The following is a 22653-nucleotide window of genomic DNA, read 5'->3' as shown; positions in this document are numbered from 1 at the left end:
CAAATCGCGAAAAGCGTCCGCATTTTCCCGACTTGTTAACCGGGTACCACGATACTGCCGCGCGGGGAATCATCCAGGGATAGCGGGACGGGGCGGCGGCAAATGGCGTTACGATTCAGCATCGGCAAGATCAGGCTCAAGGGTTTCAGCTTTCCGAAATTCGGCGTTAGAGGCAGCCTGTTTGCCGCCTTCGCCGTCATCGCCGGCATGGCGATCGTGATCAGCGCCGGCGCCGGCCTGGTGCTCGGACATCTCGGCGGCGCCATGGTCGACCTGAGCGGACGGGACATCCCCCGCCTCGCGGCCAGCCTGCAATTGTCGGCGGAAAGCGCCAGTCTTGCCAGCCAGGGCCCGGGGCTGCTCGCCTCCCGCAGCGAGGAGATGCTGAACGAACGCTCCAAAAAAATGCAGGAGACCCAGCGCATCACCCTGCAAAGGCTTGCCGAGATCACCAAGCTCGGCGCCAACAAGGATACCGTCGCAGCCCTCACCGAGACGGTGAAAAACATCGAGGACATGATCAAGAGTCTGGGCGGCGCGGCACGCGAACGGCTCGAAACCGGCGCCCAGCACGAAAAACTGTATGAAGCGCTGCGCACGGCCCAGGCCGCGTTCGTCAAGGCCGCCGCGCCCGCGATGGTCGACGCCCAGACCCAGCTCAGCAGCATCTTCGGCGCCGCCAGCTTCAACCAGGACGAAGCCACCAAGGCGGAGAAAACGGTCGAGCAGATCAGCGACATCATCGCCGCCGGCAATCTGACCGCGTTCAACATGATGGCCGCGCTTTCATCCGAGAGCAGCGACACGCTCGAGACCATCGAGAAGCAAACCCGCATTGCGCAGCAGCGCGTTAAATCGAACCTCGACCAGCTTCCCAAGGGTTCGCTGACGACTGCACTGAGCAACGCCTCGAAAGCCCTGCTGGCGCTCGGCGAAGGCAAGACCGGCGTCTTCAAGGTCCGCCAGAAGGAACTGGACGCCACGGATTACGGCCAGACCATCCTGGAAGAAACCCGCAAGCTCAATGTCGGCCTCGGCATCAGCGTGCAGCAACTGGTGGACGGGGTGCGCGGCGAGACCGACGCCTCGACCCAGCAGGCGGGCAAGGAGATTTCGCTCGCAACCACCGTCATGCTCGCGCTCGGTGCGGCGACCCTGATCGGATCGGTGCTGTTCGTCTGGCTCTATGTCGGCCGCAACATTCTGCGGCGCATCGGCAATCTGCAGCGTTCGATGCAGCTGCTCTCCAGCGGCGACCTTGAATCAGAGATCTATCAGTCCAGCCAGAAGGACGAGATCGCGGCGATGGCCAATTCGCTGCACGTGTTCCGCGAGAGCATGATCCAGAGCCGGGCGCTCACCGCCGACCAGGACCAGGATCGCATCGCCAAGGCCGAGCGCGCCACCCGCATGGAAGCCCGCATCGTCGAGTTCGAAACCACCGTGCGCACGGCGCTGGACAGTTTGCAGGAAGCGGCCGGCTCGATGCAGACCACCGCGCAGAGCATGTCGGCGACCGCCGATCAGTCCAGCGCGCTGGTGAGCGCGGTGGCCTCCGCCGCCGAGGAGACCTCGGTCAACGTGCAGACCGTGTCGTCGGGCACCGAGGAACTGTCGTCGTCGATCGAGGAAATCGGCCGCCAGGTCGTCACCTCGGCGGAGATTGCCCGCAAGGCGGTCGAGGAAGCCGGCGCCACCGATGCCACCATGCAGGGCCTGGCCGACAACGCCGCCCGCATCAGCGTGGTGGTCGATCTGATCCAGACCATCGCCTCGCAGACCAATTTGCTGGCGCTGAACGCCACCATCGAAGCCGCGCGCGCCGGTGAAGCGGGCCGCGGTTTCGCCGTGGTCGCCTCCGAGGTCAAGAGCCTCGCCACCCAGACCGCGAAGGCCACCGACGAGATCCGCCAGCAGATCGTCAGCATGCAGACGGTGACGACATCGGCGGTGTCAGCGATCCGCAGCATCAGCACCACGATCGTCGAGATCAACGACGTCACGACAGCGATCGCGGCCGCGGTCGAGGAGCAGGGCGCGGCGACGCGCGAGATCGCGCGCAACATTTCGCATGCCGCCGGCGGCACCAGCGAGGTCTCCAGCAACATCGTCGGTGTCTCCAGCGCCTCGACCGAAGCCGGCTCCGCCGCCAGCGAAGTCTTGACCGCCTCCGGCGCGCTCCGCCGCGAAGCCGACGTGCTGCGCGCGGAAATCGACGCGTTCCTGGGGAATATCCGGGCGGCGTAGGCCACAAAGGCGCGGTCATTCCGGGGCGTCCGAAGGACGAACCTCAGGTGCGCAATTGCGCACCGGGGAATCTCGAGATTCCGGGTTCTATGCTTCGCATAGCCCCGGAATGACGACCAATCGGCCGTCCATGTGTTTTGGCCAAACCAGCACCCGTTTTTTCGGCTAGCGCCGCACCAATTGTGCGGGTAAGTCGGTGGGATGCACTCGAAAACCGACCCCGTTCAGTCCTCCGCCGAGGCCCTCCGATACCCCTGGGAACATCACCCCGGCCAGGATCAGGTCGTCGAGGTGCTGCCGGGCGTGTTGTGGGTCCGGCTGAAGCTGCCGTTCCGGCTCAATCACGTGAACATCTACCTGCTCGCCGACGGCGACGGCTGGGCGATGATCGATTCCGGGTTCGGCAATGAGGAAACCATCGAAGCCTGGACCACGCTGTTCGAGGGCCCGCTCCGGCACGTGAAAATCTCCCGCCTGATCGTGACCCATTCGCATCCCGATCACGTCGGTCTGGCAGGCTGGGTCACGGAGCGCTTCGACTGTCCCCTGCAGATGTCGCAGGTCGAATATCTGCAGTCGGTCTATCACCAGAACCGCGGCACCGAGGAGCGCCGCAACGCGCAGCGGCTGTTTTTCCGCCGTCACGGCATGGACGAGAGCCTGACCGACACGCTGCTGAGCCGCGGCCAGGATTATCTGAAGCAGGTGTCGATCCTGCCGCCGTCCTATCGCCGCATCGCGCATGGCGACGAGATTTCCATCGGCACGCGGCGCTTCAAGGTCATCACCGGCGGCGGCCACGCGCTCGACCAGGTGATGCTGTATTGCGCCGCCGACAAATTGTTCCTTTCCGCCGACCAGGTGCTGAGCAAGATCTCGCCCAATGTCAGCGTCTGGGCGGTCGAGCCCAACCAGAACTCGCTCGGGGAATATCTGGCCTCGCTGGCGAGCCTCACCACCACGCTGCCCTATGACGTCATGGTGCTGCCCGGCCATGGCGTACCATTCTACGGCCTCAAGACCCGGATCAAGCAGCTGGCCGATCATCACGAGGACCGCTGCCGCCTGATCGCCGAAGCCTGCCGGACCGTGCCGCAGACCTCGAAGGAACTGGTGCCGGTCGTGTTCCACAAGCACGTGCTCGACGCCCACCAGATGGGCTTTGCCGCCGGCGAACTGATCGCCCACGTCAACTACATGCTGGTCGAGGGACGTCTGACTTCTGAGGTCACCGACGGCGTGCTGTATTTCCGGACCACCTGACGCGCCCAACTAATCCATAGCTATTGGGCCTAAAAGGGCGCACGGTCGCGCCATGCTATCCCGGCTGTCGTGCCAGACGAACTTCCACATTGAAGCCTTTCCCAGCGGCGGCATTGATTTGACGCCGTCATGCTGACGCGCGCGGCACTGCTTTTTGAGAACGGATTGCCTGATCTTCCGGCGCTGCTGATCGAGCCGCATCGCAATCCCGGCGGAATTTGGCGCATCAAATTCAGCTATGAGGCGAGCGAGCCGCTTTCGATGAGCGCGGTGCAGGCATCGAACATGGCAGCGGCGCTTCAGGAGATCGGAGAGGCCGAACTGGCTGACGAGATCGACGGCGCGCTGAAGAGCGCGGTTCGCTATTCGTCGATGTGACTTTCTGAAATGTGACCTTTCTGACCGTACCTTCTGCGCCCGGGTGATTACGCCCGCAAAGGAAAATAGATGAAAATAATTGTCGCCGTCCTGGCGCTGTGCGCCTTCGCACAGAACGCGTTCGCTGCAAGCCCGGAATGCCGCGCGGTCGAAGGCAACAGCGCACGGCTCGCCTGCTACGACGCAGCGCAGCCTCCGAAAATCGCAACGCCCAAGGAAATATCGAGGGAAATATCCAAGGAAAAACCCAGGGCGATCGAGAGCGACGCCTTACGACCCGAATACAAGGATCCTTTCCTCGCCGAGAACGCCCGCACCACGTCCAAACTGAACAACATCTGTCGCGGCTGCTGAGCCACGGCCGACGAAGAAGGACGACAATGGCCAAAGTGTCGGACTATCGAATCATTACCTTTCAGCGGCAGCCCGGACTTTGGCGGGCCAATATGACGCCTATCGTCCAGCCCCCGACGATCACGCGGGGCGCGGCGATCCGGGGCTTTGTGACGGCCGAAGACAGCAAGTCCGAAGACGACGCCCTGATCGCGGCCAATCGCGCCATCAGGGAACTCGATTCCTGAACCGGCTCGGCCGCCCCTTGGATTACTCGTGGTTTCAGCCGCACCGCCAAAATACCGGGACCGTAAATCGCGCCTAGCGCGTTGATCGAGATCAATATTTGCCCTGCCTCGGGTGCATCCCGGAGGCCCGCTGAATTGTGGGATTTCACATAGACACCAAACCTGGAAAAGCTCTAAAAAGAGCCCACGCCGCTCCGGCCGGTTCCGTTTCGGGTCTTGTGATGGATTACAGCAAATTCTTCTCCGCCGCCCTCAACCGCCTGCATGACGAGCGGCGCTACCGGGTTTTCGCCGACCTCGAGCGGATCGCGGGCCGCTTCCCGCATGCGGTCTGGCACTCGCCGAAGGGCCAGCGCAGCGTCGTGATCTGGTGCTCCAACGACTATCTCGGCATGGGCCAGCACCCGAAAGTGGTCGGCGCCATGGTCGAGACCGCCACGAGAGTGGGCACCGGCGCCGGCGGCACCCGCAACATCGCCGGAACCCATCACCCGCTGGTGCAGCTGGAGGCCGAACTGGCCGATCTGCACGGCAAGGAAGCCTCGCTGCTGTTCACCTCGGGCTACGTCTCGAACCAGACCGGCATCGCGACCATCGCCAAACTGATTCCGAACTGCCTCATTCTGTCCGACGCGCTCAACCATAATTCGATGATCGAAGGCGTGCGCCAGGCCGGCTGCGATCGCCAGATCTTCCGCCACAGCGACATGGCGCATCTGGAAGAGCTGTTGATTGCCGCAGGCCCCGACCGGCCCAAGCTGATCGCCTGCGAGAGCCTTTATTCGATGGACGGCGACATCGCGCCGCTCGCCAAAATCTGCGATCTCGCCGAAAAATACGGCGCGATGACCTATGTGGACGAAGTGCACGCCGTCGGCATGTACGGCCCGCGCGGCGGCGGCATCGCCGAGCGTGACGGCGTCATGCACCGCATCGACGTGCTCGAAGGCACGCTGGCCAAAGCATTCGGTTGCCTCGGCGGCTATATCGCAGGGAAGGCCGACATCATCGATGCCGTCCGTTCCTACGCGCCGGGCTTCATCTTCACGACCGCGCTGCCGCCGGCGATCTGCTCGGCCGCGACAGCGGCAATCCGCCACCTGAAAACCTCGAACTGGGAGCGCGAGCGCCACCAGGACCGCGCCGCCCGCGTCAAGGCGATCCTGAACGCCGCGGGCCTGCCCGTGATGTCGAGCGAGACCCACATCGTGCCGCTGTTCGTCGGCGACCCCGAGAACTGCAAGAAGGCGTCCGACATCCTGCTCGAAGAGCACGGCATCTACATCCAGCCGATCAACTATCCGACCGTCGCCAAGGGAACCGAGCGCCTCCGGATCACGCCCTCGCCCTACCATGATGACAGCCTGATCGATCACCTGGCCGAAGCGCTGCTGCAGGTCTGGGAACGGCTTGGCCTGCCGCTGAAGCAGAAATCGCTGGCGGCCGAGTAACCCTACCAATCCGAACTCCGGGAAATTGAGCCGGTAGCGCGGTGCGCTGCCGGCTCAATGCGTTTATACTGGTGCTTCCGGTCCGGCGCGGCGGAACAAGAGGCGCCCGAACAGAGGCCGGGAAGGGAGACAGGCAGCAATGCTGCACGACTGGGGCGTGATCGCCGCCGCATTCGCCTATATCGGACTGCTGTTCTTCGTCGCCAGCTATGGCGACCGCCTGTCGCCGAGCCAACGCGGCCGCGCCAGCATGATGATCTATCCGCTGTCGCTGGCGATCTACTGCACCTCCTGGACCTTCTTCGGCTCGGTCGGCTTCGCCAGCCGCACCAGCGTCGAGTTCCTCGCGATCTATGTCGGCCCGATCCTGATGATCGGATTGTGCACGCCGCTGCTCCGCCGCGTGATCCAGCTGGCCAAATCGCAGAACATCACCTCGATCGCCGACTTTATCGCCGCCCGCTACGGCAAGAGCCAGGCGGTGGCCGCGACCGTGGCCGTCATCGCGATTATCGGATCGGTGCCCTACATCGCGCTGCAGCTCAAGGCGATGTCTTCCTCGCTGGAGACAATCCTGAGCGAAGACAAGCTGTTCTCCTCGATCCCGCTGATAGGCGACATCGCACTGGTGGTGACGCTGGCGATGGCCGTGTTCGCCGTGCTGTTCGGAACCCGCCAGACCGACGCCACCGAACACCAGCACGGGTTGATGCTGGCGATCGCCACCGAATCCCTCGTCAAGCTGGTGGCGTTTCTCGCCGCCGGCCTCTTCGTCACCTTCTGGATGTTCTCGCCGGTCGAACTGATCGAACGCGCGATGAAGACGCCGGAAGCGATGCGCGCGATCAACTACTCGCCTTCAATCGGCAATTTCCTGACCATGACGCTGCTGTCGTTCTGCGCGATCATGCTGCTGCCGCGGCAGTTTCACGTCAGCGTGGTCGAAAATTCCAGCATCGACGAGGTCAATCGCGCACGCTGGCTGTTTCCGCTTTACCTGGTCGCCATCAATCTCTTCGTGATCCCGATCGCGATCGCCGGCCTCGTCACCTTCCCGTTCGGCGCCGTCGACAGCGACATGTTCGTGCTGGCGTTGCCGATCGAGGGAAACGCTCCCTTGCTCAGCATCGCCGTCTTTGTCGGCGGCCTGTCGGCCGCGACCGCGATGGTGATCGTGGAATGCGTGGCGCTTTCCATCATGGTTTCGAACGACATCGTCTTGCCGCTGGTGCTGCAGCGGAGCCCGCGCACGCGCGTGGGCCAGCAGGATTTCGGCGACTTCCTGCTCAAGGTGCGGCGCTTTGCGATCTTCGCCATCATGGTGATGGCCTATTTCTACTACCGCGCGCTCGGCAGCACCCAACTGGCGGCGATCGGGCTGTTGTCGTTCGCGGCCCTCGCCCAGCTCGCGCCGGCCTTCTTCGGCGGCCTGTTCTGGCGGCGGGCCACCGCGCACGGCGCCATGGGCGGCATGCTGGTCGGCGTCGCCGTGTGGACCTATACGCTGTTCCTGCCGAGCTTCCTCGAAACCACCACTGCGGGTTTGCAATTCCTGCAGCACGGACCGTTCGGCATCGAGGCGCTGCGACCACGGGCGCTGTTCGGCGCCGATCTGCCGCCGCTGATGCATGGCGTGCTGTGGTCGCTCGGGCTCAACATCCTGACCTACGTCGCGATGTCGATGGCGCGCCAGCCGTCGTCGATCGAACGGTTGCAGGCCGACCTGTTCGTGCCGAGCACGCTGACGCCGATCACGCCGACTTTCCGGCGCTGGCGCACCACGGTCACGGTGCAGGATATCCAGAGCACGGTGGCGCAATATCTCGGCCCCGACCGCGCCCGCCAGGCGTTCGAGACGTTTACCGCCGACCATCCCGGCCATCTCGATCCGGCCGCGCCCGCCGATTTCGAATTGCTGCAGCACGCCGAGCGCCTGATCGCGTCCTCGATCGGAGCGGCCTCCTCGCGCCTCGTGATGTCGCTGTTGCTGCGCAAACGCACCGTCTCCGCCAAGGCGGCGCTGAAACTGCTCGACGATTCCCATGCCGCGCTGCATTTCAACCGCGAGATCCTGCAGACCGCGCTAAACCATGTGCGCCAGGGCATTGCGGTATTCGACGCCGATCTGCAGCTGATCTGCTCGAACGCGCAGTTCGGCGAAATCCTCGCGCTGCCGCCGCATCTGGTCCAGCTCGGGATTCCCTTGCAGGAAATCCTCGAATTCATGGACGCCGTCAGCCCTCCCGGCTCCGGCAACAGCGACGCCCTGCTGGCGCTGCGGCTGAAAGCCTACACCACCGAGGGCGAGCCCTATCTGGAACGCCTGCCCGACCGCCACATGGTGATCGAGGTCCGCTCCAACCGGATGCCGGGCGGCGGGCTCGTGATCACCTTCTCCGACGTCACGCCGAGCTTCGAGGCGGCGGAAGCGCTGGAGCGCGCCAATGCGACGCTGGAGAAGCGGGTACGGGACCGCACCGAGGAACTCACCCGGCTGAATTCCGAACTGGCGCTGGCCAAGAGCACCGCCGAGGACGCCAACATCTCGAAGACGCGGTTTCTCGCGGCCGCCAGCCACGACATCCTGCAGCCGCTGAACGCGGCGCGGCTTTATGTCACGAGCCTGGTCGAGCGCCAGAGCGGCGGCGAGGATTCGCGCCTGGTCGAGAACATCGACGACTCGCTGGAAGCGATCGAGGAAATCCTCGGCGCGCTGCTGGACATCTCGCGGCTCGACGCCGGCGCGATGACCACCTCGATCACCAGCTTCAAGATGGCCGATTTGATGCGGTCGCTGGAAATCGAATTCGCCCCGATCGCCCGCGCCAAGGGGCTGAAGCTGACCTTCGTGCCGTGCTCGCTGCCGGTCGAATCCGACCGCGCGCTGCTGCGCCGGCTGCTGCAGAACTTCATATCCAACGCCATCAAATATACCCCGCGCGGGCGGGTGCTGGTCGGCTGCCGCCGCCGCGGGCAAACCCTACAGATCGGCATCTATGATACCGGCGTCGGAATTCCCGTGCAGAAGCGCGGCGAGATCTTCAAGGAATTCCACCGTCTCGAACAGGGCGCGCGGATCGCGCGCGGGCTCGGCCTCGGGCTCTCGATCGTCGAGCGGCTGGCGCGGGTGCTCAACCACGGCATCGCGCTATCAGCCAATGCCGGCGGCGGCTCGGTGTTCTCGGTGACGGTGCCGGTCGCCAAGGCGGTCAACTATACCGCCGCGGTCACCAGCGCGACGCCGCTCTCGAAAACGCCGATGAGCGGCGCATTGATCGTCTGCATCGAAAACGATCCGGCGATCCTTGATGGCATGAAGACGCTGCTCACGGCGTGGGACGCCGAGGTGATCGCGGTGGCTGACCCCGAGGCTGCGATCGCCGCGATCGAGACGTCAGGCGGAAGCGTCACCGGCCTTCTGGTCGACTATCACCTCGACCGCGGCAACGGCGTCGCCGCGATCCGCGAGATCCGCCGCCGTTTCGGCGAGAATATTCCGGCCATCCTGATCACGGCGGACCGCAGTCCGAACGTGCGGGCGGCCGCGCGCGAGGAAAATATCGCGGTGCTGAACAAGCCGGTCAAACCGGCATCGCTGCGGGCGCTGCTCGGCCAGTGGCGCGCCCAGCAACTGGTCGCGGCGGAGTAGGCGCGGACATGGCGCGAAGAGCGTAGGATGGGTGGAGCGCAGCGATACCCATCCTACAATCTGCCACCATTACCAATCCATCGTCGCCCCGACCATCCGAGCCAATTCCGGATCGTCAAAGTTCGCGGCCGTCGTGACGGCGCCTGCCGCGACCATGTCAGCATGAGCAAGGCTCGTTCTTATCCCGATCGTCGCAATACCTGCGGCCGAGGCGGATTGAATGCCGGAGCGGGAATCCTCGAACGCAACGGACAGAGCGGCTGCGGCACCCACCGCGCGCAAGCCTTCCAGATACGGCATGGGATGCGGCTTGCCGTGGGCAAGTTCATCGCCGATGACGAGCGCCTTGAACCGGTCCATGATCCCAAGTCCGGAGAGCAACATCTCGGCGTTCAGCCGCGGCGCGTTGGTCACCGCGACCATGGGGATGCCAGCGCGATCCGCGCGCGCAAGCAGCGCCATCAGGCCGGGCAATGGCTGGACTTTCCCGGCAACAAGCTTGCGGAAGGTTGCTTCCTTCTCGTCGATGATCGCCGTCTGGCGCGTCGGTGGTTCCTCGGCCAGAAACCGCGCGCTGATCGAGGCGTTGGAGAAGCCCTGAAGCTCCTTGCTGAAGCGCGCGTGATCAAAGGTGTGACCGCGGGGACCGAGGACCTGATTGAACGCTTCCAGATGAAGCGCATCGGTGTCGGCCAGCGTGCCGTCGATGTCGAACAGCAGCGCTTTCCCTGATACTGGCGGCATTCGGATTGCTTTGCCGTTACGCCGTCGGCGTACCCTGGCGCCACTGGCCGCCGGAGATTTTCGCGGCTGCGATCACGGCCTGGGTACGGCTTTCGACGCCGAGCTTCTGCAGGATCGCCGAGACATGCGCCTTGATGGTCGCTTCCGAGACGCCGAGTTCATAGGCGATCTGCTTGTTGAGCAGCCCCTCCGACAGCATCATCAGCACCCTCACCTGCTGCGGGGTCAGCGTCACCAGCCGGTCGCGCAGCCGCGTCATGTCCGGGTCGGCGGCGGAAGACAGGTCGGTGTCCTGCGGAACCCAGACGTCGCCTTCCATCACCTTCATGATGGCGTCGCGCAGCGTCTCGACCCCGAAGCGCTTGGGAATGAAACCGGAGGCCCCGAAATCGAGCGACCGTCGGATGGTTCCGGCGTCGTCGCTGGCGGAGACGATCACGACCGGAATCGCCGGATATTGCGCGCGCAGGTAAATCAGGCCGGAGAAGCCCGAGATCCCCGGCATGGTCAGATCGAGCAGGATCAGATCGACGTCGGAGTCCCGTTCCAGCAGCGCCGTGAGGTCGTCGAACGAGCCCGCCTCGCTGATCACGGCCGAGCTGACGACACTCGCGACCGCTTGCCGCAGGGCGTCGCGGAACAGCGGGTGGTCATCGGCGATGACGAGATGGGTGCTGGCAACGGTCGTCATGGATGTCTCGCAATCGGCTTGCGGTAAGCCTGTAATCGCTTTGTCTCCCGGCAGGCGGCCACGTGCAAGAGCGCAATCCTATCACGTCTGAAAGCAGTTAATCCGCCCGCTTGTGCGCCGCAATAGTGCGGGCCTGACCGACCCGATCCGGGTCACGATCGACGGTGCCGGGATGCCCGACGCCCCTGTTGCAGCCGTGCAAAGGGCCAAAAGTCGTATTGGGGCAGGTTTCACGGGGATGTTACCGTAAGACGAAGCCCACAGCTCAATCCGGCCAAGTTCGGCGACGGGCGGACTTTGCATCAATAGATATTCAGGGGAGCGATCGAGATGTCCACAATGGCTGCAACATCCACGCGAACGGGGGGAATGACGAAGGACGAACGTTTCGTCATTCTGGCTTCGTCACTCGGCACGGTTTTCGAATGGTATGATTTCTACCTGTTCGGTTCGCTTGCCAGCGTGATCGGCGCGCAATTCTTCGGCGTCATTGATCCCGCAACCAATCAGCCGATGTTCAACCAGGCCACCCGCGACATCTTCGCGCTGCTGGCGTTCGCCGCGGGCTTCATCGTTCGTCCGTTCGGCGCCATCGTGTTCGGCCGGGTCGGCGACATCGTCGGCCGCAAATACACCTTCCTCGTCACCATCCTGATCATGGGCCTGTCGACCTTCATCGTCGGCATCCTGCCCAATGCGGCGACCATCGGCATCGCGGCGCCGATCATCCTGATCGGCTTGCGACTGTTGCAGGGCCTCGCACTCGGCGGCGAATACGGAGGTGCGGCGACCTACGTGGCCGAACATGCCCCGATGGGCAAACGCGGCTATTACACCTCGTTCATCCAGACCACGGCAACGCTCGGCCTGTTCCTGTCGCTGCTGGTGATCCTGTTCACCCGTACGGCGCTGGGCGAGCCTGATTTCGCCGCATGGGGCTGGCGTATTCCGTTCCTGGTGTCGGTCTTGCTGCTCGGCATCTCGGTCTGGATCCGGCTTCGCCTGAACGAATCGCCGGTGTTCCAGAAGATGAAGGACGAGGGCAAGAGCTCAAAGGCTCCGCTGACCGAAGCCTTCGCCAACTGGAGCAATGCCAAGATCGTCATTATCGCGCTGGTCGGCGGCGTGATGGGCCAGGGCGTGGTCTGGTACACGGGCCAGTTCTACGCGCTGTTCTTCATGCAATCGATCCTCAAGGTCGACGGTTACACCGCCAACCTGCTGATCGCCTGGTCGTTGCTGTTCGGCACCGGCTTCTTCATCGTGTTCGGTGCGCTGTCCGACAAGATCGGCCGCAAGCCGATCATTCTGGCAGGCTGCCTGATCGCGGCGCTGACCTTCTTCCCGATCTTCAAGATGATCACCACCAACGCCAACCCGGCGCTGGAGAAAGCCATCGAGACGGTCAAGGTCGAGGTGGTCGCCGATCCCAAGGCCTGCGGCGACCTGTTCAACCCGGTCGGCACCCGCGTCTTCACCGCGCCTTGCGACACCGCCCGCGCCTATCTCGCCCAGCAGTCGGTCAAGTATTCGACCCGCTATGAAGGCACCGGCGTGAAGGTCGTCGTCAACGGCAAGGACGTGGCTTACACGGATGCCAAGACATCGAACCCGGCGGTGCTGGCCGCGGTGCAGGGCGCAGGCTATCCGAAGGCCGGCGACGCCCAGATCGTGAAGATGGCGCACCCGTTCGACATCTTCAAACCGCGGGTCGCGGCGGTGATCGGGCTGTTGTTCATCCTGGTGATCTTCGTCACCATGGTGTACGGGCCGATCGCGGCGATGCTGGTCGAACTGTTCCCGACCAAGATCCGCTACACCTCGATGTCGCTGCCCTACCACATCGGCAACGGCTGGTTCGGCGGTCTCTTGCCCGCGACCTCGTTCGCGATCGTGGCTTCGACCGGCGATATCTACGCAGGTCTCTGGTACCCGATCATCTTCGCATCGATCACCGCGGTCGTCGGCTTCTTCTTCCTGCCGGAAACCAAGGACGTCGACATCACGAAGTAACCCGGTTTCGTCCGTCGGGAAGCCGGCGGACGATCACAACACGAACCGGCCGCGGAGCGATCCGCGGCCGGTTCTACTTTTGGCTGGCGCGAATCAAGCCGTGACGCCGATAAACTGCAGCACGATCTCGCGCCGATGCGGCCGCGCCCGGTGCTCGATCAGATAGATCCCCTGCCATGTTCCCAGCGCCAGCGCGCCGCGCAGCACCGGGACCTGCAGCGAGGTCGCGGTCAACATGGTCTTGATGTGCGCGGGCATGTCATCGGGGCCTTCGGTGTCGTGGCGCCATCCGGCGTTTTCGGGCGCGGCCCGGTTCAGCGCCGTCAAGAGATCGCCCAGCACCGTCGGGTCGGCATTTTCCTGAATCGTCAGCGACGCCGAGGTGTGACGGATGAACAGCGTCACCGCCCCTTCGCGCGCGCCGGCCTCGCGCACGAATTTTGCGATCTCGGCCGTAAGGTCGGTAAAGCCCGGTCCCGGGGTTTGTACAGTCAGCAGCGAGGAGGCGACGCTCGTCGCGGTGACGCTGGAGGATGGCGTGCGGGACAGCGATTTATTTGGAGGCACGAATTATCTCTCCACATGTCGTCCCTGCGAAAGCAGGGACCCATACTCCGCGGCCTCTCGATTGCGGGCGCGCGGAGTTAATACCTCTTGCAAACAATCCGCGACGGTGGCTATGGGTCCCTGCTTTCGCAGGGACGACAGCCGCAACACTCCGTCAAATCCTGCCGTTGACGTCCTTCTGCACGCGGTTGGCCATCTCGATCAACCGCCGCCAGGCCCGCTCCAGGAACGACATCATGCGATCCATGTCGCGATCGCTCGGCAGTGGAATTTCGATCTTGCGTTCGCCCTCGGCGATCTTTGGGTCGTTCTTGGGCTCGTTCTTCTTCAGCGAGTCGGATTTCGGCATCGGCTCTTCGATCTTGCCGGCAACGGTTGGTTCGCGCGAAGCAAGGTTCTTCCTGAGTTTTTCGTTGTCGGCCTGCAGCCGGCCGATCTCCGCATCCAGCGCCGCACGCTCATCGGGCACCGCGTAACAGGCCCAGCCCGCGCCCGAATTGCTGCAGGTTGAAATCGCGCCGGTTCGGGTATCGAGCCGCAGCACGCCATCCGGCGTCGAGGACAGCGCATAACGGCCGTTCTCGGTATCCGGCATTGCCTTCGGAGGCGCGGCGCCGGCGCCGGCAACACCCAGCGCCAGCACGGCAACAACGGAGAGAAACAATCTGCAGTGAGACATTCTGGAGGACGACGCTGTGCTCATGGGCTTGCTCCGCCTTAAAGACAGTACCGGTTTCCTCAACCGCCAGGACACACACAGAAGCGCATCACACGACGCCTCTTCACGCAACGCCCTGGACCTTTGAGCTATAGGCCGCGCGACCGGACTTCAACGCGTCTCCCAGCAATTCTATCCGGTCCTGTCCCCAGAACACTTCGCCATCCAGCACATAGACCGGCGAGCCGAACACGTCGGCCGCCAGCGCATCCTGGCGATTCTGCTCATAGGCCGTGCTGATCGCATCAGTGGCGGATCGCTCCACCAATTGCTTGCCGGGCAGCCCGGATTCGTCGGCCAGTTGCGCAATCGTCGCGGGATCGGCCAGATTGAGCTGATCCTCCCACACGCCGGCAAAGCCCCGCAGCAGAAACCGCTCGGGATCGAGCCCGGCCTCGATCGCCGCGATCACGACGCCGTCGGCGAGCCGTGCGTTGAACGGCCAATTCGCGGGTTGAAGATGGAATTTCAGGCCGCGCTTGTCGCGCCAGCGCTGCAGCTCGACCATCCGGTAGCGCTGCCGCACCGGATGGCGTTTCATCAGTGGCAACCCGCCGGTTTCCGAGAACAGATCGACCAGCACCACGGGCTTGTGATTTACCTTGAGATCGTAGGTACTTACGAGATCGCTAAACGGCCCATGGCCGATATAGGCCCATGGCGATTGAAACGAGAAATAGTAATCGACCTGGCGCGGCATGCGGGCTCCGGGAACGGCTGATGAGAGGCGCTAGCGGCATCCCAACAGGTCAGCCGAATCGGCGCAAGATCGCCCCTTGCCGCGCCATGGCCTTTATGTTCGAACGGATTTTCTTGACGCGAACCAGCCTCTGCTTCGCTTCAAAACGCTTTTGCTGCTGCACTGCGATGACGGGTCCACAGGCTCGTGGAATATCTCTAAATAAATCCAGCGAAATCAAAGCACTAACTGGTTACGGCGCAATCTTGACTTGATTAGACGCGGTAAGTATGGTCCGCGCGGCTTTTAAGGGTGACGGGCGTAATTTCCATCAACCGCAGCATCGTTTAATGTCTTGGGCATGGCCGAAGACAAAAGCGACAACGCAGGTGGAAATCGCGATCAATCGTCGTCCGATGAAGCTGCGCTTTCCGCAAGGCTCGGAAGTCTCGATCACCGGTTGTCCGAAGTTCGTGACAGCCGAAAAATCAGGACTGATCAACCCGGTACTGAAAGCGGCGACAGGGCGGCCAGAGCTTCGGCGATGGCGCTTGGTTTCCGCCTTTCCTCGGAGTTGGTTGCGGGCGTTGCCGTCGGGGCAGGGATTGGCTGGGGTTTCGACTGGTTGTTGTCGACATCGCCGTTCGGTTTCATCGTGTTTTTGCTGCTCGGCTTCGTCGCCGGCGTGGTCAACGTGGTGAGATACGCGGGCGTAGCCTCGGGCAAACGCTGAGCGCCGACGGGAAGTCACGACATTTGAAATTCGATTGCCGGCAAGCTAGGCCGGCGGACCAAGGCCCGCGCGATGAAAATCGACCCGATTCATCAGTTCAACATCGAGCCCCTCTTCACGATCGGCCATATCGGCAATCAGACGATCGCCTTCACCAACTCGTCGCTCTACATGTTCATCGCGGTGGCGCTGACGGCGGTGCTGATGCTCGGTGGCGGGCGACAGCTGGTTCCCGGCCGTTTCCAGTCGGTCGCCGAAATCTCCTACGAGTTCGTCGCCAGCACCATTCGCAGCACCGCCGGCTCGGAAGGCATGAAGTTCTTCCCGCTGATCTTCACGCTGTTCATGTTCATCTGCGTCTCGAACCTCGTCGGCATCATTCCCTACACGTTCACGATTTCGAGCCACATCATCGTGACCGCCGCGCTGGCGTTCCTGGTGTTCTTCACCGTGCTGTTCTACGGCATCTACAAGAACGGCCTCAAGTTCTTCAAGATTTTCGTCCCCTCCGGCGTTCCGATCTACATCCTGCCGCTGGTCATGTTCATCGAAATCCTGTCGTTCTTCCTGCGGCCGGTTTCGCACAGCGTGCGTCTGTTCGCCAACATGCTGGCCGGGCACATCGCGCTGAAGGTGTTCGCTGGCTTCGTCGCGATGCTCGGCGTCTCGCTGGGCGCGGTCGGCTGGATCGGCGGCATCCTGCCGCTGGCGCTCACCGTCGCATTGACCGCGCTGGAACTGCTGGTCGCGTTCCTGCAGGCCTACGTGTTCGCGATCCTCACCTGCATCTACCTCAACGACGCCATTCATCCGGGACACTAAGCGGTCCGGAGAATTCCCACCCACAACTTCGTCTATCCCTCTAAGGAGCTCAAGAAAATGGAAGCATCAGCAGCAAAACTCATCGGCGCGGGCATCGCATGCATCGGCATGGGCGGCGCGGGCGTCGGCGTGGGCATCATCTTCGGCAACTACCTCGCCGCAGCGGTGCGCAATCCTTCCGCAGCCCAGGGCCAGTTCGGCAACCTGATCTTCGGCTTCGCCGTGACCGAAGCGCTCGGCATTTTCTCGCTGCTGATCGCGCTGCTGCTGCTGTTCGTTCCGCTCTGAGCTGCACCTTCCCGCGCCGCCCTCCGGCGGCGCGCATGACAGCAACAGGAGTACCCCGTGGCTGAAAAGAGTCAGGGCGCCCCCGCGAAGGGCCAGAAGACCGGCGCCCACACCGAAGCCGATGGTGGCCATCACGGCGGAGGATTTCCTCCGTTCGAGTCGAGCACCTTCGCTTCGCAGCTGGTGTCGCTGGTCATCGCATTCGTCGCGCTTTACCTGATCGTGTCGCGCATTGCGCTGCCGCGCGTCGGCGGCGTGATCGATGCACGTCAGAATGCGATCGAAGGCGATCTGGCGGCAGCGCAGAAGCTGAAGGACGAGTCAGCCGCGGCGCTGAAGGCGTATGAAGCCGATCTGGCTTCGGCGCGCTCCCGCGCCCAGGCCATCGGCGCCGAGACCCGCGAGAAGCTGAACGCGGCCTCGGAAGCCGAGCGCAAGACGCTGGAAGACCAGCTCTCCGCCAAGCTCGCCCAGGCCGAGAAAACTATCGCGGCAACGCGCGAGACCGCCATGAGCAACGTCCGTGGCATTGCCGCGGATGCGGCCGGCGCGATCGTGCAGCGGCTGACCGGCGTGCTGCCCGACGGCGGCGCGCTGAACAGCGCCGTCGATGCTTCGTTGAAGGGATAGATGATGTTCGCCCTGCCAGAAACCTGGGTTGCCATTGCGTTCGTCATCCTGATGGCGCTGTTTGCCTATCTCGGCATCCATCGCACGGTGTTCAAGGCGCTCGACCATCGCGCCGAGCGCATCAAGGCCGAACTCGACGACGCCCGCCGCCTGAAGGACGAGGCCGCCGCATTGCTCGCGGAATACAAGACCAAGCGCACCAGCGCCGAGCGTGAGGCCGAGGAAATCATCTCCAACGCCAGGGCCGAAGCCGAGCGGATCGCGGTCGAAGCCAAGGCCAAGATGGAAGACTTCGTCGCACGCCGCACCAAGACCGCCGAGAGCAAGATCGCCCTCGCCGAAGCGCAGGCGCTCGCCGACGTCCGTTCCGCCGCGGCCAATGCCGCAGTCGCCGCAGCGTCGACCATCCTGTCGCAGTCGGTGAAGGGCTCGGTGGCCGATGACCTGATGGCCAAGGGTATCGCCGAGGTTCGCGCCAAGCTGAACTGACAAGCTGAACTGAGCGGTTTCAAATCAAGAGACGGAAGCCGGCGCGATCATTTCGCGCCGGTTTTTTTATTGCGTGGGCGCCGCCTTCTTGCGCGGCGCCGGCCGCTCCGGCTTCAGGGCCTGCGGGTCGAAGCCGATGTAGAAGATGTAGTTGTCGCTGGTCCCGGGCGCAGGCACCGGATAGACCAGATCTTCGACCACCAGCGTAAAGGGCTCGCTCCCGGTCTCGGTCATGGTGACCGTGGTCTGATAGGCCTTGGTGGCAATGGTCTTTTCGCTGACCCCGCCCTGCACCACCGCGATGCGAAGCGGAACCTGCACCGACGACGGCGCGCCGGCAGGACCGGCAATGACGCGCCCCTGAATCCCGATCCGCGCGGTGATGACGCCGCCATTGAGGCTGCATTCCCGCGCCGTCTTGCCGATAGTCGCCTGGAACCGCAAATCGTTGCCGACCGGCTGCTTGCCGGGCGCGGCCACGGCATAGGTCGACGCGCCGGCCCTGACCCTCACCTCCGGACAGGTGAGGTCGCCGATATCCTCTTCAGCTTTCGGCGCTGCGCCCGGGGCCGGGGCCGGCTCGTCCGACTTGCCGCCGAACAGGCCCTTGAAGCGGTCGGTCAGCGACTGCGCCGACGCAGGCTGCGCGAGGCCGCAGCCGAGCCCGGCCACGACCGTGGCCGCGAGCGCTACCCTGAACAACCGATCATTACCCATGCGACGTCCCCGGTATCCACGTCATCTCGAAGTTATCTTCCCCCGGCGGGCCTTATAGCAGGCCAATGGCGGCGAACCCAAGGCCACCTGAAGGCGCGTGAGGCACCCGGCAAGGCCTGAAATCATGGGTTAGCCGCGGAAATCCTCATGCAGCATGCCGAACAGCAGATGGTCCTGCCAGACGCCGTTGATGCACAGATAGCGCCGCGCCAGCCCCTCGCGGGTAAAGCCGCATTTCTCGAGCACCCGGATCGAGGGCGTATTGGTGGGAATGCAGGCGGCCTCGATACGGTGCAAATTGAGCTCGCCGAACAGCGACGGCAGCAGCACCCGCAGCGCCGTCGTCATGTAACCGCGATGGGCATGGGGCTGGCCGACCCAATAGCCGATGGTGCCGGCCTGCACGATGCCGCGGCGGACATTGGCCAGCGTGATGCCGCCGATCATGGTGCCATCAGATTCGCGGAAAATGATGAACGGATAGGACCGGTCGGCCGCGATATCCTCGGCATAGCGCCGCAGCCGCCGCCGGAAGCCGGCCCGGGTAAGGTCATCCGACGGCCAGATCGGCTCCCACGGAGTCAGATAGGCCCGGCTCGATTCGCGCAATTGCGCCCATTGCAGGAAATCCGCCATCTGCGGGGCGCGCAGCAACAGGCCGTGGCCGCGCGGCACGAGTGCGGCCGGTCCGCTGGATGGCAACCGAAACAGGGCCATGCCCTAACTCCCAGAACGCCCGCTTGTCCATCTGGGCATGATCTTGTCGGAAAACCGGTATCCACTTTTCCGGATCATGCCCTAATGGAGCAGCGTCTTTGCCTTCACCTTGGTCAATCCTTCCGCAAAAGTCACCGCCGTGTCCAGACCCCTGCCGCTGCCGAGCGCCACGACCGCCGGCCGGCTGCGCGAAAGCAGGCCCCGTGCGGCATTGCGGGTCGATTCCACGCTGACCGCGTCGATCCGGGCAACCAGTTCCTCCGCCGTCAGCGGCCGGCCGTAAGCCAGCATATGGCGGGCCAGCTGCTCGGCGCGGGAGGAGCAGCTTTCCAGCGCCATCAAGAGCCCCGCCTTCATCTGCGCCTTGGCGCGGGCGATCTCGGCCTCGGTCAGGGTTTCCACCGCGTCGTTGATGACGTCGACGATCACTTCCATCATTTCCGGCGCATCGTTCGGATCGGTGCCGGTATAGAGGCCGAAAAACCCGGTGTCGCTATAGGGCGCATGGAAGGTGTAGATCGAGTAGCACAGCCCGCGCTTCTCGCGCACTTCCTGGAACAGCCGCGACGACATCCCGCCGCCGAGCGTGTTGGTGAACACCTGCAGCGAGAACAGCGACAGGTCGGTCTGCGGCACGCCCTCGAGCGCCAGCGTCATATGCGCCTGTTCGAGGTCGCGATGCACCACGCGCGAGCCGCCCTTGCCGAACATCGCTGCTTGCGGTTTCGGCGCCGGCGTTGCTTCAAAACTTGCAAAGCGCTCCGTCACTTCCTCGACGACGCGCTTGTGATCGACGGCGCCCGCCGCTGCCACCACCATGTCCGGCCCGCGATAATGCCTGGTCAGATAGCCGCGCAGCATGTCGCGATCGAATTTCTTCAGCGTCTTGGTGGTGCCGAGCAGCGACCGCCCCATCGGCTGGTCCGGATAGCAGAGCTCGTTGAGATGCTCGAACACGACGTCATCGGGCGTATCCTGCGCCGCGCCGATTTCCTGGGCGATGACGCCCTTCTCGCGCTCGAGTTCATCTGGCACGAAGGACGGATTGGCGAGGATGTCGGAGAGCACGTCGAGCGCCAGCGGCACGTCGGCCTTCAGCACCCGTGCATAATAGGCGGTGGTCTCGGTCGAGGTCCCCGCATTGAGGTCGCCGCCAACCGCTTCGATCTCTTCCACGATCTCGCGCGAGGAGCGCCGCGTGGTGCCTTTGAATGCCATGTGTTCGAGCAGATGCGAGATGCCGTGCTCGTCGGGCTTTTCGTCGCGGCCGCCGACGCCGGCCCACACGCCAAGTGCGGCGGTCTCCAGATGGGGCATGCTATCGGTAATGACGGTAAGGCCGGATACTAGCTTGGTGACGTCAACACTCATCCGGCAACTCCCTGCTTCGCCGCACGGCTCACCGAGCGCACGAATAGCTCCACTTCGGCTGAATCGTTTTTCATCACCGTGATGTGTTCAGATTTGGTCATCAGGCCGTCGAGCCAGGCCGGCAATTGCGGTCGCACGCCGCAGGCCGCCTCGACCGCATCGGGGAACTTGGCCGGATGCGCGGTCGACAGCACGATATTGGGGATCTTCGAATCCGAGGTGTCGCGGTCGGCCACCGCCAGCGCCACCGCGGTATGGGGATCGACGAGGTCGCCGGCCTCGCGCCAGGCGGCGCGGATCGTGGCCGCGGTCTCGGTCTCGTCGGCGCGGCCGGCGTCGAACTCCTCGCGAATCGCGGCCAGCGTCGCATCCGGCAGCACGAAGCGTCCGGACTGTTTCAGCGAACCCATCAGCCGCCGCACGCTGGCGGCATCGCGTTGACCAGCCTCGAACAGCAGCCGCTCGAAATTCGAGGACACCTGGATATCCATCGAGGGCGACGCGGACGCATGGACCTCGCGCACCTCGTAGATGCCGGTCTTCAGCGTGCGCGGCAGGATGTCGTTGATGTTCGACGCGATGCGCAACCAGCGGATCGGCAGGCCCATTTTCTTGGCGGCGTAGCCGGCAAAGATATCGCCGAAATTCCCGGTCGGCACCGTGAAATCGACCGTGCGCGCGGGCGCGCCGAGCGCCACCGCCGAGGTGAAATAATAAACCACCTGCGCAACCACCCGCGCCCAGTTGATCGAATTGACACCCGACAGCGAGACCGCATCGCGAAAGCCGTGATGATTGAACATCTCCTTCACGATCGCCTGGCAGTCGTCGAAATTGCCTTCGATCGCCAGCGCGTGCACGTTGGCCGCGCCCGTCGTCGTCATCATCCGCCGCTGCACGTCGGAAATCCGGCCATGCGGAAACAGCACGATCAGATCGACATTGTCGAGACCGGCAAAGGCGTCGACCGCGGCGCCGCCGGTATCGCCCGAGGTCGCCACGACGATGGTGGTGCGCTGCGCGCGCTTGGCCAGCACGTGATCCATCAGCCGCGAGATCAACTGCATCGCGACGTCCTTGAACGCGAGCGTCGGGCCATGGAAAAGTTCGAGCACGAACTGGCTGGAGCCGGTCTGCCGCAACGGCACGACCGCGGGATGGCGGAAGGTGGCGTAGGCTTCATTGGCCATGCGGCCGAGATCGGCGTCGGAGATCTCGCCGCCGGCGAACGGCCGGATCACCTCGACCGCGACTTCCCAATAGGGCCGTCCGAAAAATCCGGCGATGGTCTCGGGCGAAAGCTGCGGCCAGGTTTCAGGCACATAGAGACCGCCGTCGCGGGCAAGCCCGGTCAGCATCACATCGCAAAAACCCAGGGTGGGAGCCTCCCCCCGCGTCGAAATATACCGCGTCAAACCGCCCTCCAAAGGCGCTAGCTTCCGCTAACCCTTTGATATCTGTGAATTATTACCCTTCGCCAACGACAAAGCGCGCGGCACCTTAAAGCGTTTTCGCTCCTTGTGAAATGCCGCAATGGCGAAAAGGTGAGTGCGGGGGAGGCTTGCGCCATCCGGCGGTTACATTCTGGTGAAGCGCGCATTCTGCTAAATGTCGTCCCGGCGAACGCCGGGACCCATACGCCGCGGCGGTTATTTTGCGAAAGGTATCTAACGTCAGCGCTCTCACGGATAGGCCGCGGCGTATGGGTCCCGGCTCAAGGCCGGGACGACGGCGGTGTTTGTTGTTGCACCGTCATCCAAACGCAGCTTCGCACTCTCGCGGCGCATTGCGTCCGAGCTTTGCCAGAAATTTCCTTGCCCCCAAAATAAGAGGGCGCAGGGAAGACCGGGTGCGCGCTGCACCCGCGGTCTCGCGTGCGGTTTGCACAAAACAAAATGCACACGA

Annotated in this window: 22 protein-coding genes; 13 read left to right on the top strand and 9 right to left on the bottom strand. The window is 63.7% G+C overall.

Features of this window, described 5'->3' with window-relative positions; translation table 11 throughout:
- Positions 1–102: 102 nt before the first annotated feature.
- From JQ629_RS06750 to JQ629_RS06720, 7 genes are all read left to right on the top strand, one after another.
- On the top strand, positions 103–2247 hold the full coding sequence (locus JQ629_RS06750; RefSeq protein WP_212412014.1) for a methyl-accepting chemotaxis protein: 2145 nt from the start codon (positions 103–105) through the stop codon (positions 2245–2247).
- A gap of 201 nt (positions 2248–2448) precedes the next feature.
- Positions 2449–3510, top strand: coding sequence for an MBL fold metallo-hydrolase (locus JQ629_RS06745; RefSeq protein WP_212386411.1), 1062 nt, complete (start codon positions 2449–2451; stop codon positions 3508–3510).
- A 129-nt stretch (positions 3511–3639) separates the two neighbouring features.
- Positions 3640–3888 (top strand): hypothetical protein, encoded by a 249-nt coding sequence (locus JQ629_RS06740; protein ID WP_212265245.1) that lies wholly within the window; start codon positions 3640–3642, stop codon positions 3886–3888.
- Between the two features lie 69 nt (positions 3889–3957).
- Entirely contained in the window at positions 3958–4242 is a 285-nt protein-coding gene (locus JQ629_RS06735) for a hypothetical protein (protein ID WP_212412013.1), read from the top strand.
- A gap of 26 nt (positions 4243–4268) precedes the next feature.
- Positions 4269–4469: a hypothetical protein gene (locus tag JQ629_RS06730; protein WP_192735352.1), complete on the top strand. Its 201-nt coding sequence runs from the start codon at positions 4269–4271 to the stop codon at positions 4467–4469.
- A gap of 221 nt (positions 4470–4690) precedes the next feature.
- Positions 4691–5920 carry a 5-aminolevulinate synthase gene (hemA, locus tag JQ629_RS06725; RefSeq protein WP_212412012.1) on the top strand — a complete coding sequence of 410 codons (1230 nt, stop codon included), beginning with the start codon at positions 4691–4693 and terminating at the stop codon, positions 5918–5920.
- Positions 5921–6059: 139 nt separating this feature from the next.
- Positions 6060–9569, top strand: coding sequence for a PAS domain-containing hybrid sensor histidine kinase/response regulator (locus tag JQ629_RS06720; RefSeq protein WP_212412011.1), 3510 nt, complete (start codon positions 6060–6062; stop codon positions 9567–9569).
- Positions 9570–9638: 69 nt separating this feature from the next.
- On the opposite strand, the gene JQ629_RS06715 is transcribed toward JQ629_RS06720, so the two are convergent.
- Complete coding sequence (locus JQ629_RS06715) at positions 9639–10313, bottom strand: HAD family hydrolase (protein WP_212412010.1); 675 nt, start codon at positions 10311–10313, stop codon at positions 9639–9641.
- Positions 10314–10329: 16 nt separating this feature from the next.
- Positions 10330–11004: a response regulator gene (locus JQ629_RS06710; protein WP_212038440.1), complete on the bottom strand. Its 675-nt coding sequence runs from the start codon at positions 11002–11004 to the stop codon at positions 10330–10332.
- Between the two features lie 369 nt (positions 11005–11373).
- On the opposite strand from JQ629_RS06710, the gene JQ629_RS06705 reads away from it, so the two are divergent.
- Entirely contained in the window at positions 11374–13017 is a 1644-nt protein-coding gene (locus JQ629_RS06705) for an MFS transporter (RefSeq protein WP_212265250.1), read from the top strand.
- Between the two features lie 93 nt (positions 13018–13110).
- Here JQ629_RS06705 and JQ629_RS06700 read toward each other — a convergent pair whose 3' ends face one another.
- From JQ629_RS06700 to JQ629_RS06690, 3 genes are all read right to left on the bottom strand, one after another.
- Positions 13111–13584 (bottom strand): secondary thiamine-phosphate synthase enzyme YjbQ, encoded by a 474-nt coding sequence (locus JQ629_RS06700; protein WP_212412009.1) that lies wholly within the window; start codon positions 13582–13584, stop codon positions 13111–13113.
- A 154-nt stretch (positions 13585–13738) separates the two neighbouring features.
- A complete protein-coding gene (locus JQ629_RS06695) occupies positions 13739–14287 on the bottom strand; it encodes a hypothetical protein (protein ID WP_249134867.1) in 549 nt (182 codons plus the stop codon).
- A gap of 79 nt (positions 14288–14366) precedes the next feature.
- Positions 14367–15002, bottom strand: a complete 636-nt coding sequence (locus JQ629_RS06690; RefSeq protein ID WP_212412008.1) for a 2-hydroxychromene-2-carboxylate isomerase — start codon at positions 15000–15002, stop codon at positions 14367–14369.
- 340 nt (positions 15003–15342) lie between these two features.
- Here JQ629_RS06690 and JQ629_RS06685 point away from each other — a divergent pair, with 340 nt between their 5' ends.
- From JQ629_RS06685 to JQ629_RS06665, 5 genes are all read left to right on the top strand, one after another.
- Positions 15343–15714 carry an AtpZ/AtpI family protein gene (locus JQ629_RS06685; protein WP_212412007.1) on the top strand — a complete coding sequence of 124 codons (372 nt, stop codon included), beginning with the start codon at positions 15343–15345 and terminating at the stop codon, positions 15712–15714.
- 72 nt (positions 15715–15786) lie between these two features.
- On the top strand, positions 15787–16536 hold the full coding sequence (locus JQ629_RS06680; protein WP_192735361.1) for a F0F1 ATP synthase subunit A: 750 nt from the start codon (positions 15787–15789) through the stop codon (positions 16534–16536).
- Between the two features lie 57 nt (positions 16537–16593).
- Positions 16594–16824 carry a F0F1 ATP synthase subunit C gene (locus JQ629_RS06675; protein WP_192735362.1) on the top strand — a complete coding sequence of 77 codons (231 nt, stop codon included), beginning with the start codon at positions 16594–16596 and terminating at the stop codon, positions 16822–16824.
- Between the two features lie 57 nt (positions 16825–16881).
- The gene (locus tag JQ629_RS06670) at positions 16882–17454 is read left to right on the top strand and encodes a F0F1 ATP synthase subunit B family protein (protein ID WP_192735363.1); all 573 of its coding nucleotides are present in this window, start codon (positions 16882–16884) and stop codon (positions 17452–17454) included.
- 3 nt (positions 17455–17457) lie between these two features.
- A complete protein-coding gene (locus JQ629_RS06665) occupies positions 17458–17943 on the top strand; it encodes a F0F1 ATP synthase subunit B family protein (RefSeq protein WP_192735364.1) in 486 nt (161 codons plus the stop codon).
- A 66-nt stretch (positions 17944–18009) separates the two neighbouring features.
- Here the strand turns inward: JQ629_RS06665 and JQ629_RS06660 are convergent, their stop codons facing one another.
- From JQ629_RS06660 to thrC, 4 genes are all read right to left on the bottom strand, one after another.
- Positions 18010–18660, bottom strand: coding sequence for a hypothetical protein (locus JQ629_RS06660; RefSeq protein ID WP_212412006.1), 651 nt, complete (start codon positions 18658–18660; stop codon positions 18010–18012).
- Between the two features lie 129 nt (positions 18661–18789).
- Complete coding sequence (locus tag JQ629_RS06655) at positions 18790–19377, bottom strand: GNAT family N-acetyltransferase (protein WP_192735366.1); 588 nt, start codon at positions 19375–19377, stop codon at positions 18790–18792.
- Positions 19378–19458: 81 nt separating this feature from the next.
- Entirely contained in the window at positions 19459–20748 is a 1290-nt protein-coding gene (locus JQ629_RS06650; RefSeq protein WP_212412005.1) for a M16 family metallopeptidase, read from the bottom strand.
- Positions 20745–22163, bottom strand: coding sequence for a threonine synthase (gene thrC, locus JQ629_RS06645; protein ID WP_212412004.1), 1419 nt, complete (start codon positions 22161–22163; stop codon positions 20745–20747). Before thrC ends, JQ629_RS06650 begins: the two co-directional genes overlap by 4 nt.
- Between the last annotated feature and the right edge of the window lie 490 nt (positions 22164–22653).

The organism is Bradyrhizobium sp. AUGA SZCCT0222 (assembly GCF_018130205.1).
GTDB lineage: Bacteria > Pseudomonadota > Alphaproteobacteria > Rhizobiales > Xanthobacteraceae > Bradyrhizobium.
This window is presented reverse-complemented; position numbering and strand designations above follow the sequence as displayed.

Coding starts and splice junctions, on each gene's coding strand:
- JQ629_RS06750 (WP_212412014.1), top strand. CDS start 103: ATGGCGTTACGATTCAGCATCGGCAAGATCAGGCTCAAGGGTTTCAGC.
- JQ629_RS06745 (WP_212386411.1), top strand. CDS start 2,449: ATGCACTCGAAAACCGACCCCGTTCAGTCCTCCGCCGAGGCCCTCCGA.
- JQ629_RS06740 (WP_212265245.1), top strand. CDS start 3,640: ATGCTGACGCGCGCGGCACTGCTTTTTGAGAACGGATTGCCTGATCTT.
- JQ629_RS06735 (WP_212412013.1), top strand. CDS start 3,958: ATGAAAATAATTGTCGCCGTCCTGGCGCTGTGCGCCTTCGCACAGAAC.
- JQ629_RS06730 (WP_192735352.1), top strand. CDS start 4,269: ATGGCCAAAGTGTCGGACTATCGAATCATTACCTTTCAGCGGCAGCCC.
- hemA (WP_212412012.1), top strand. CDS start 4,691: ATGGATTACAGCAAATTCTTCTCCGCCGCCCTCAACCGCCTGCATGAC.
- JQ629_RS06720 (WP_212412011.1), top strand. CDS start 6,060: ATGCTGCACGACTGGGGCGTGATCGCCGCCGCATTCGCCTATATCGGA.
- JQ629_RS06715 (WP_212412010.1), bottom strand. CDS start 10,313: ATGCCGCCAGTATCAGGGAAAGCGCTGCTGTTCGACATCGACGGCACG.
- JQ629_RS06710 (WP_212038440.1), bottom strand. CDS start 11,004: ATGACGACCGTTGCCAGCACCCATCTCGTCATCGCCGATGACCACCCG.
- JQ629_RS06705 (WP_212265250.1), top strand. CDS start 11,374: ATGACGAAGGACGAACGTTTCGTCATTCTGGCTTCGTCACTCGGCACG.
- JQ629_RS06695 (WP_249134867.1), bottom strand. CDS start 14,287: ATGAGCACAGCGTCGTCCTCCAGAATGTCTCACTGCAGATTGTTTCTC.
- JQ629_RS06690 (WP_212412008.1), bottom strand. CDS start 15,002: ATGCCGCGCCAGGTCGATTACTATTTCTCGTTTCAATCGCCATGGGCC.
- JQ629_RS06685 (WP_212412007.1), top strand. CDS start 15,343: ATGGCCGAAGACAAAAGCGACAACGCAGGTGGAAATCGCGATCAATCG.
- JQ629_RS06680 (WP_192735361.1), top strand. CDS start 15,787: ATGAAAATCGACCCGATTCATCAGTTCAACATCGAGCCCCTCTTCACG.
- JQ629_RS06675 (WP_192735362.1), top strand. CDS start 16,594: ATGGAAGCATCAGCAGCAAAACTCATCGGCGCGGGCATCGCATGCATC.
- JQ629_RS06665 (WP_192735364.1), top strand. CDS start 17,458: ATGTTCGCCCTGCCAGAAACCTGGGTTGCCATTGCGTTCGTCATCCTG.
- JQ629_RS06660 (WP_212412006.1), bottom strand. CDS start 18,660: ATGGGTAATGATCGGTTGTTCAGGGTAGCGCTCGCGGCCACGGTCGTG.
- JQ629_RS06655 (WP_192735366.1), bottom strand. CDS start 19,377: ATGGCCCTGTTTCGGTTGCCATCCAGCGGACCGGCCGCACTCGTGCCG.
- JQ629_RS06650 (WP_212412005.1), bottom strand. CDS start 20,748: ATGAGTGTTGACGTCACCAAGCTAGTATCCGGCCTTACCGTCATTACC.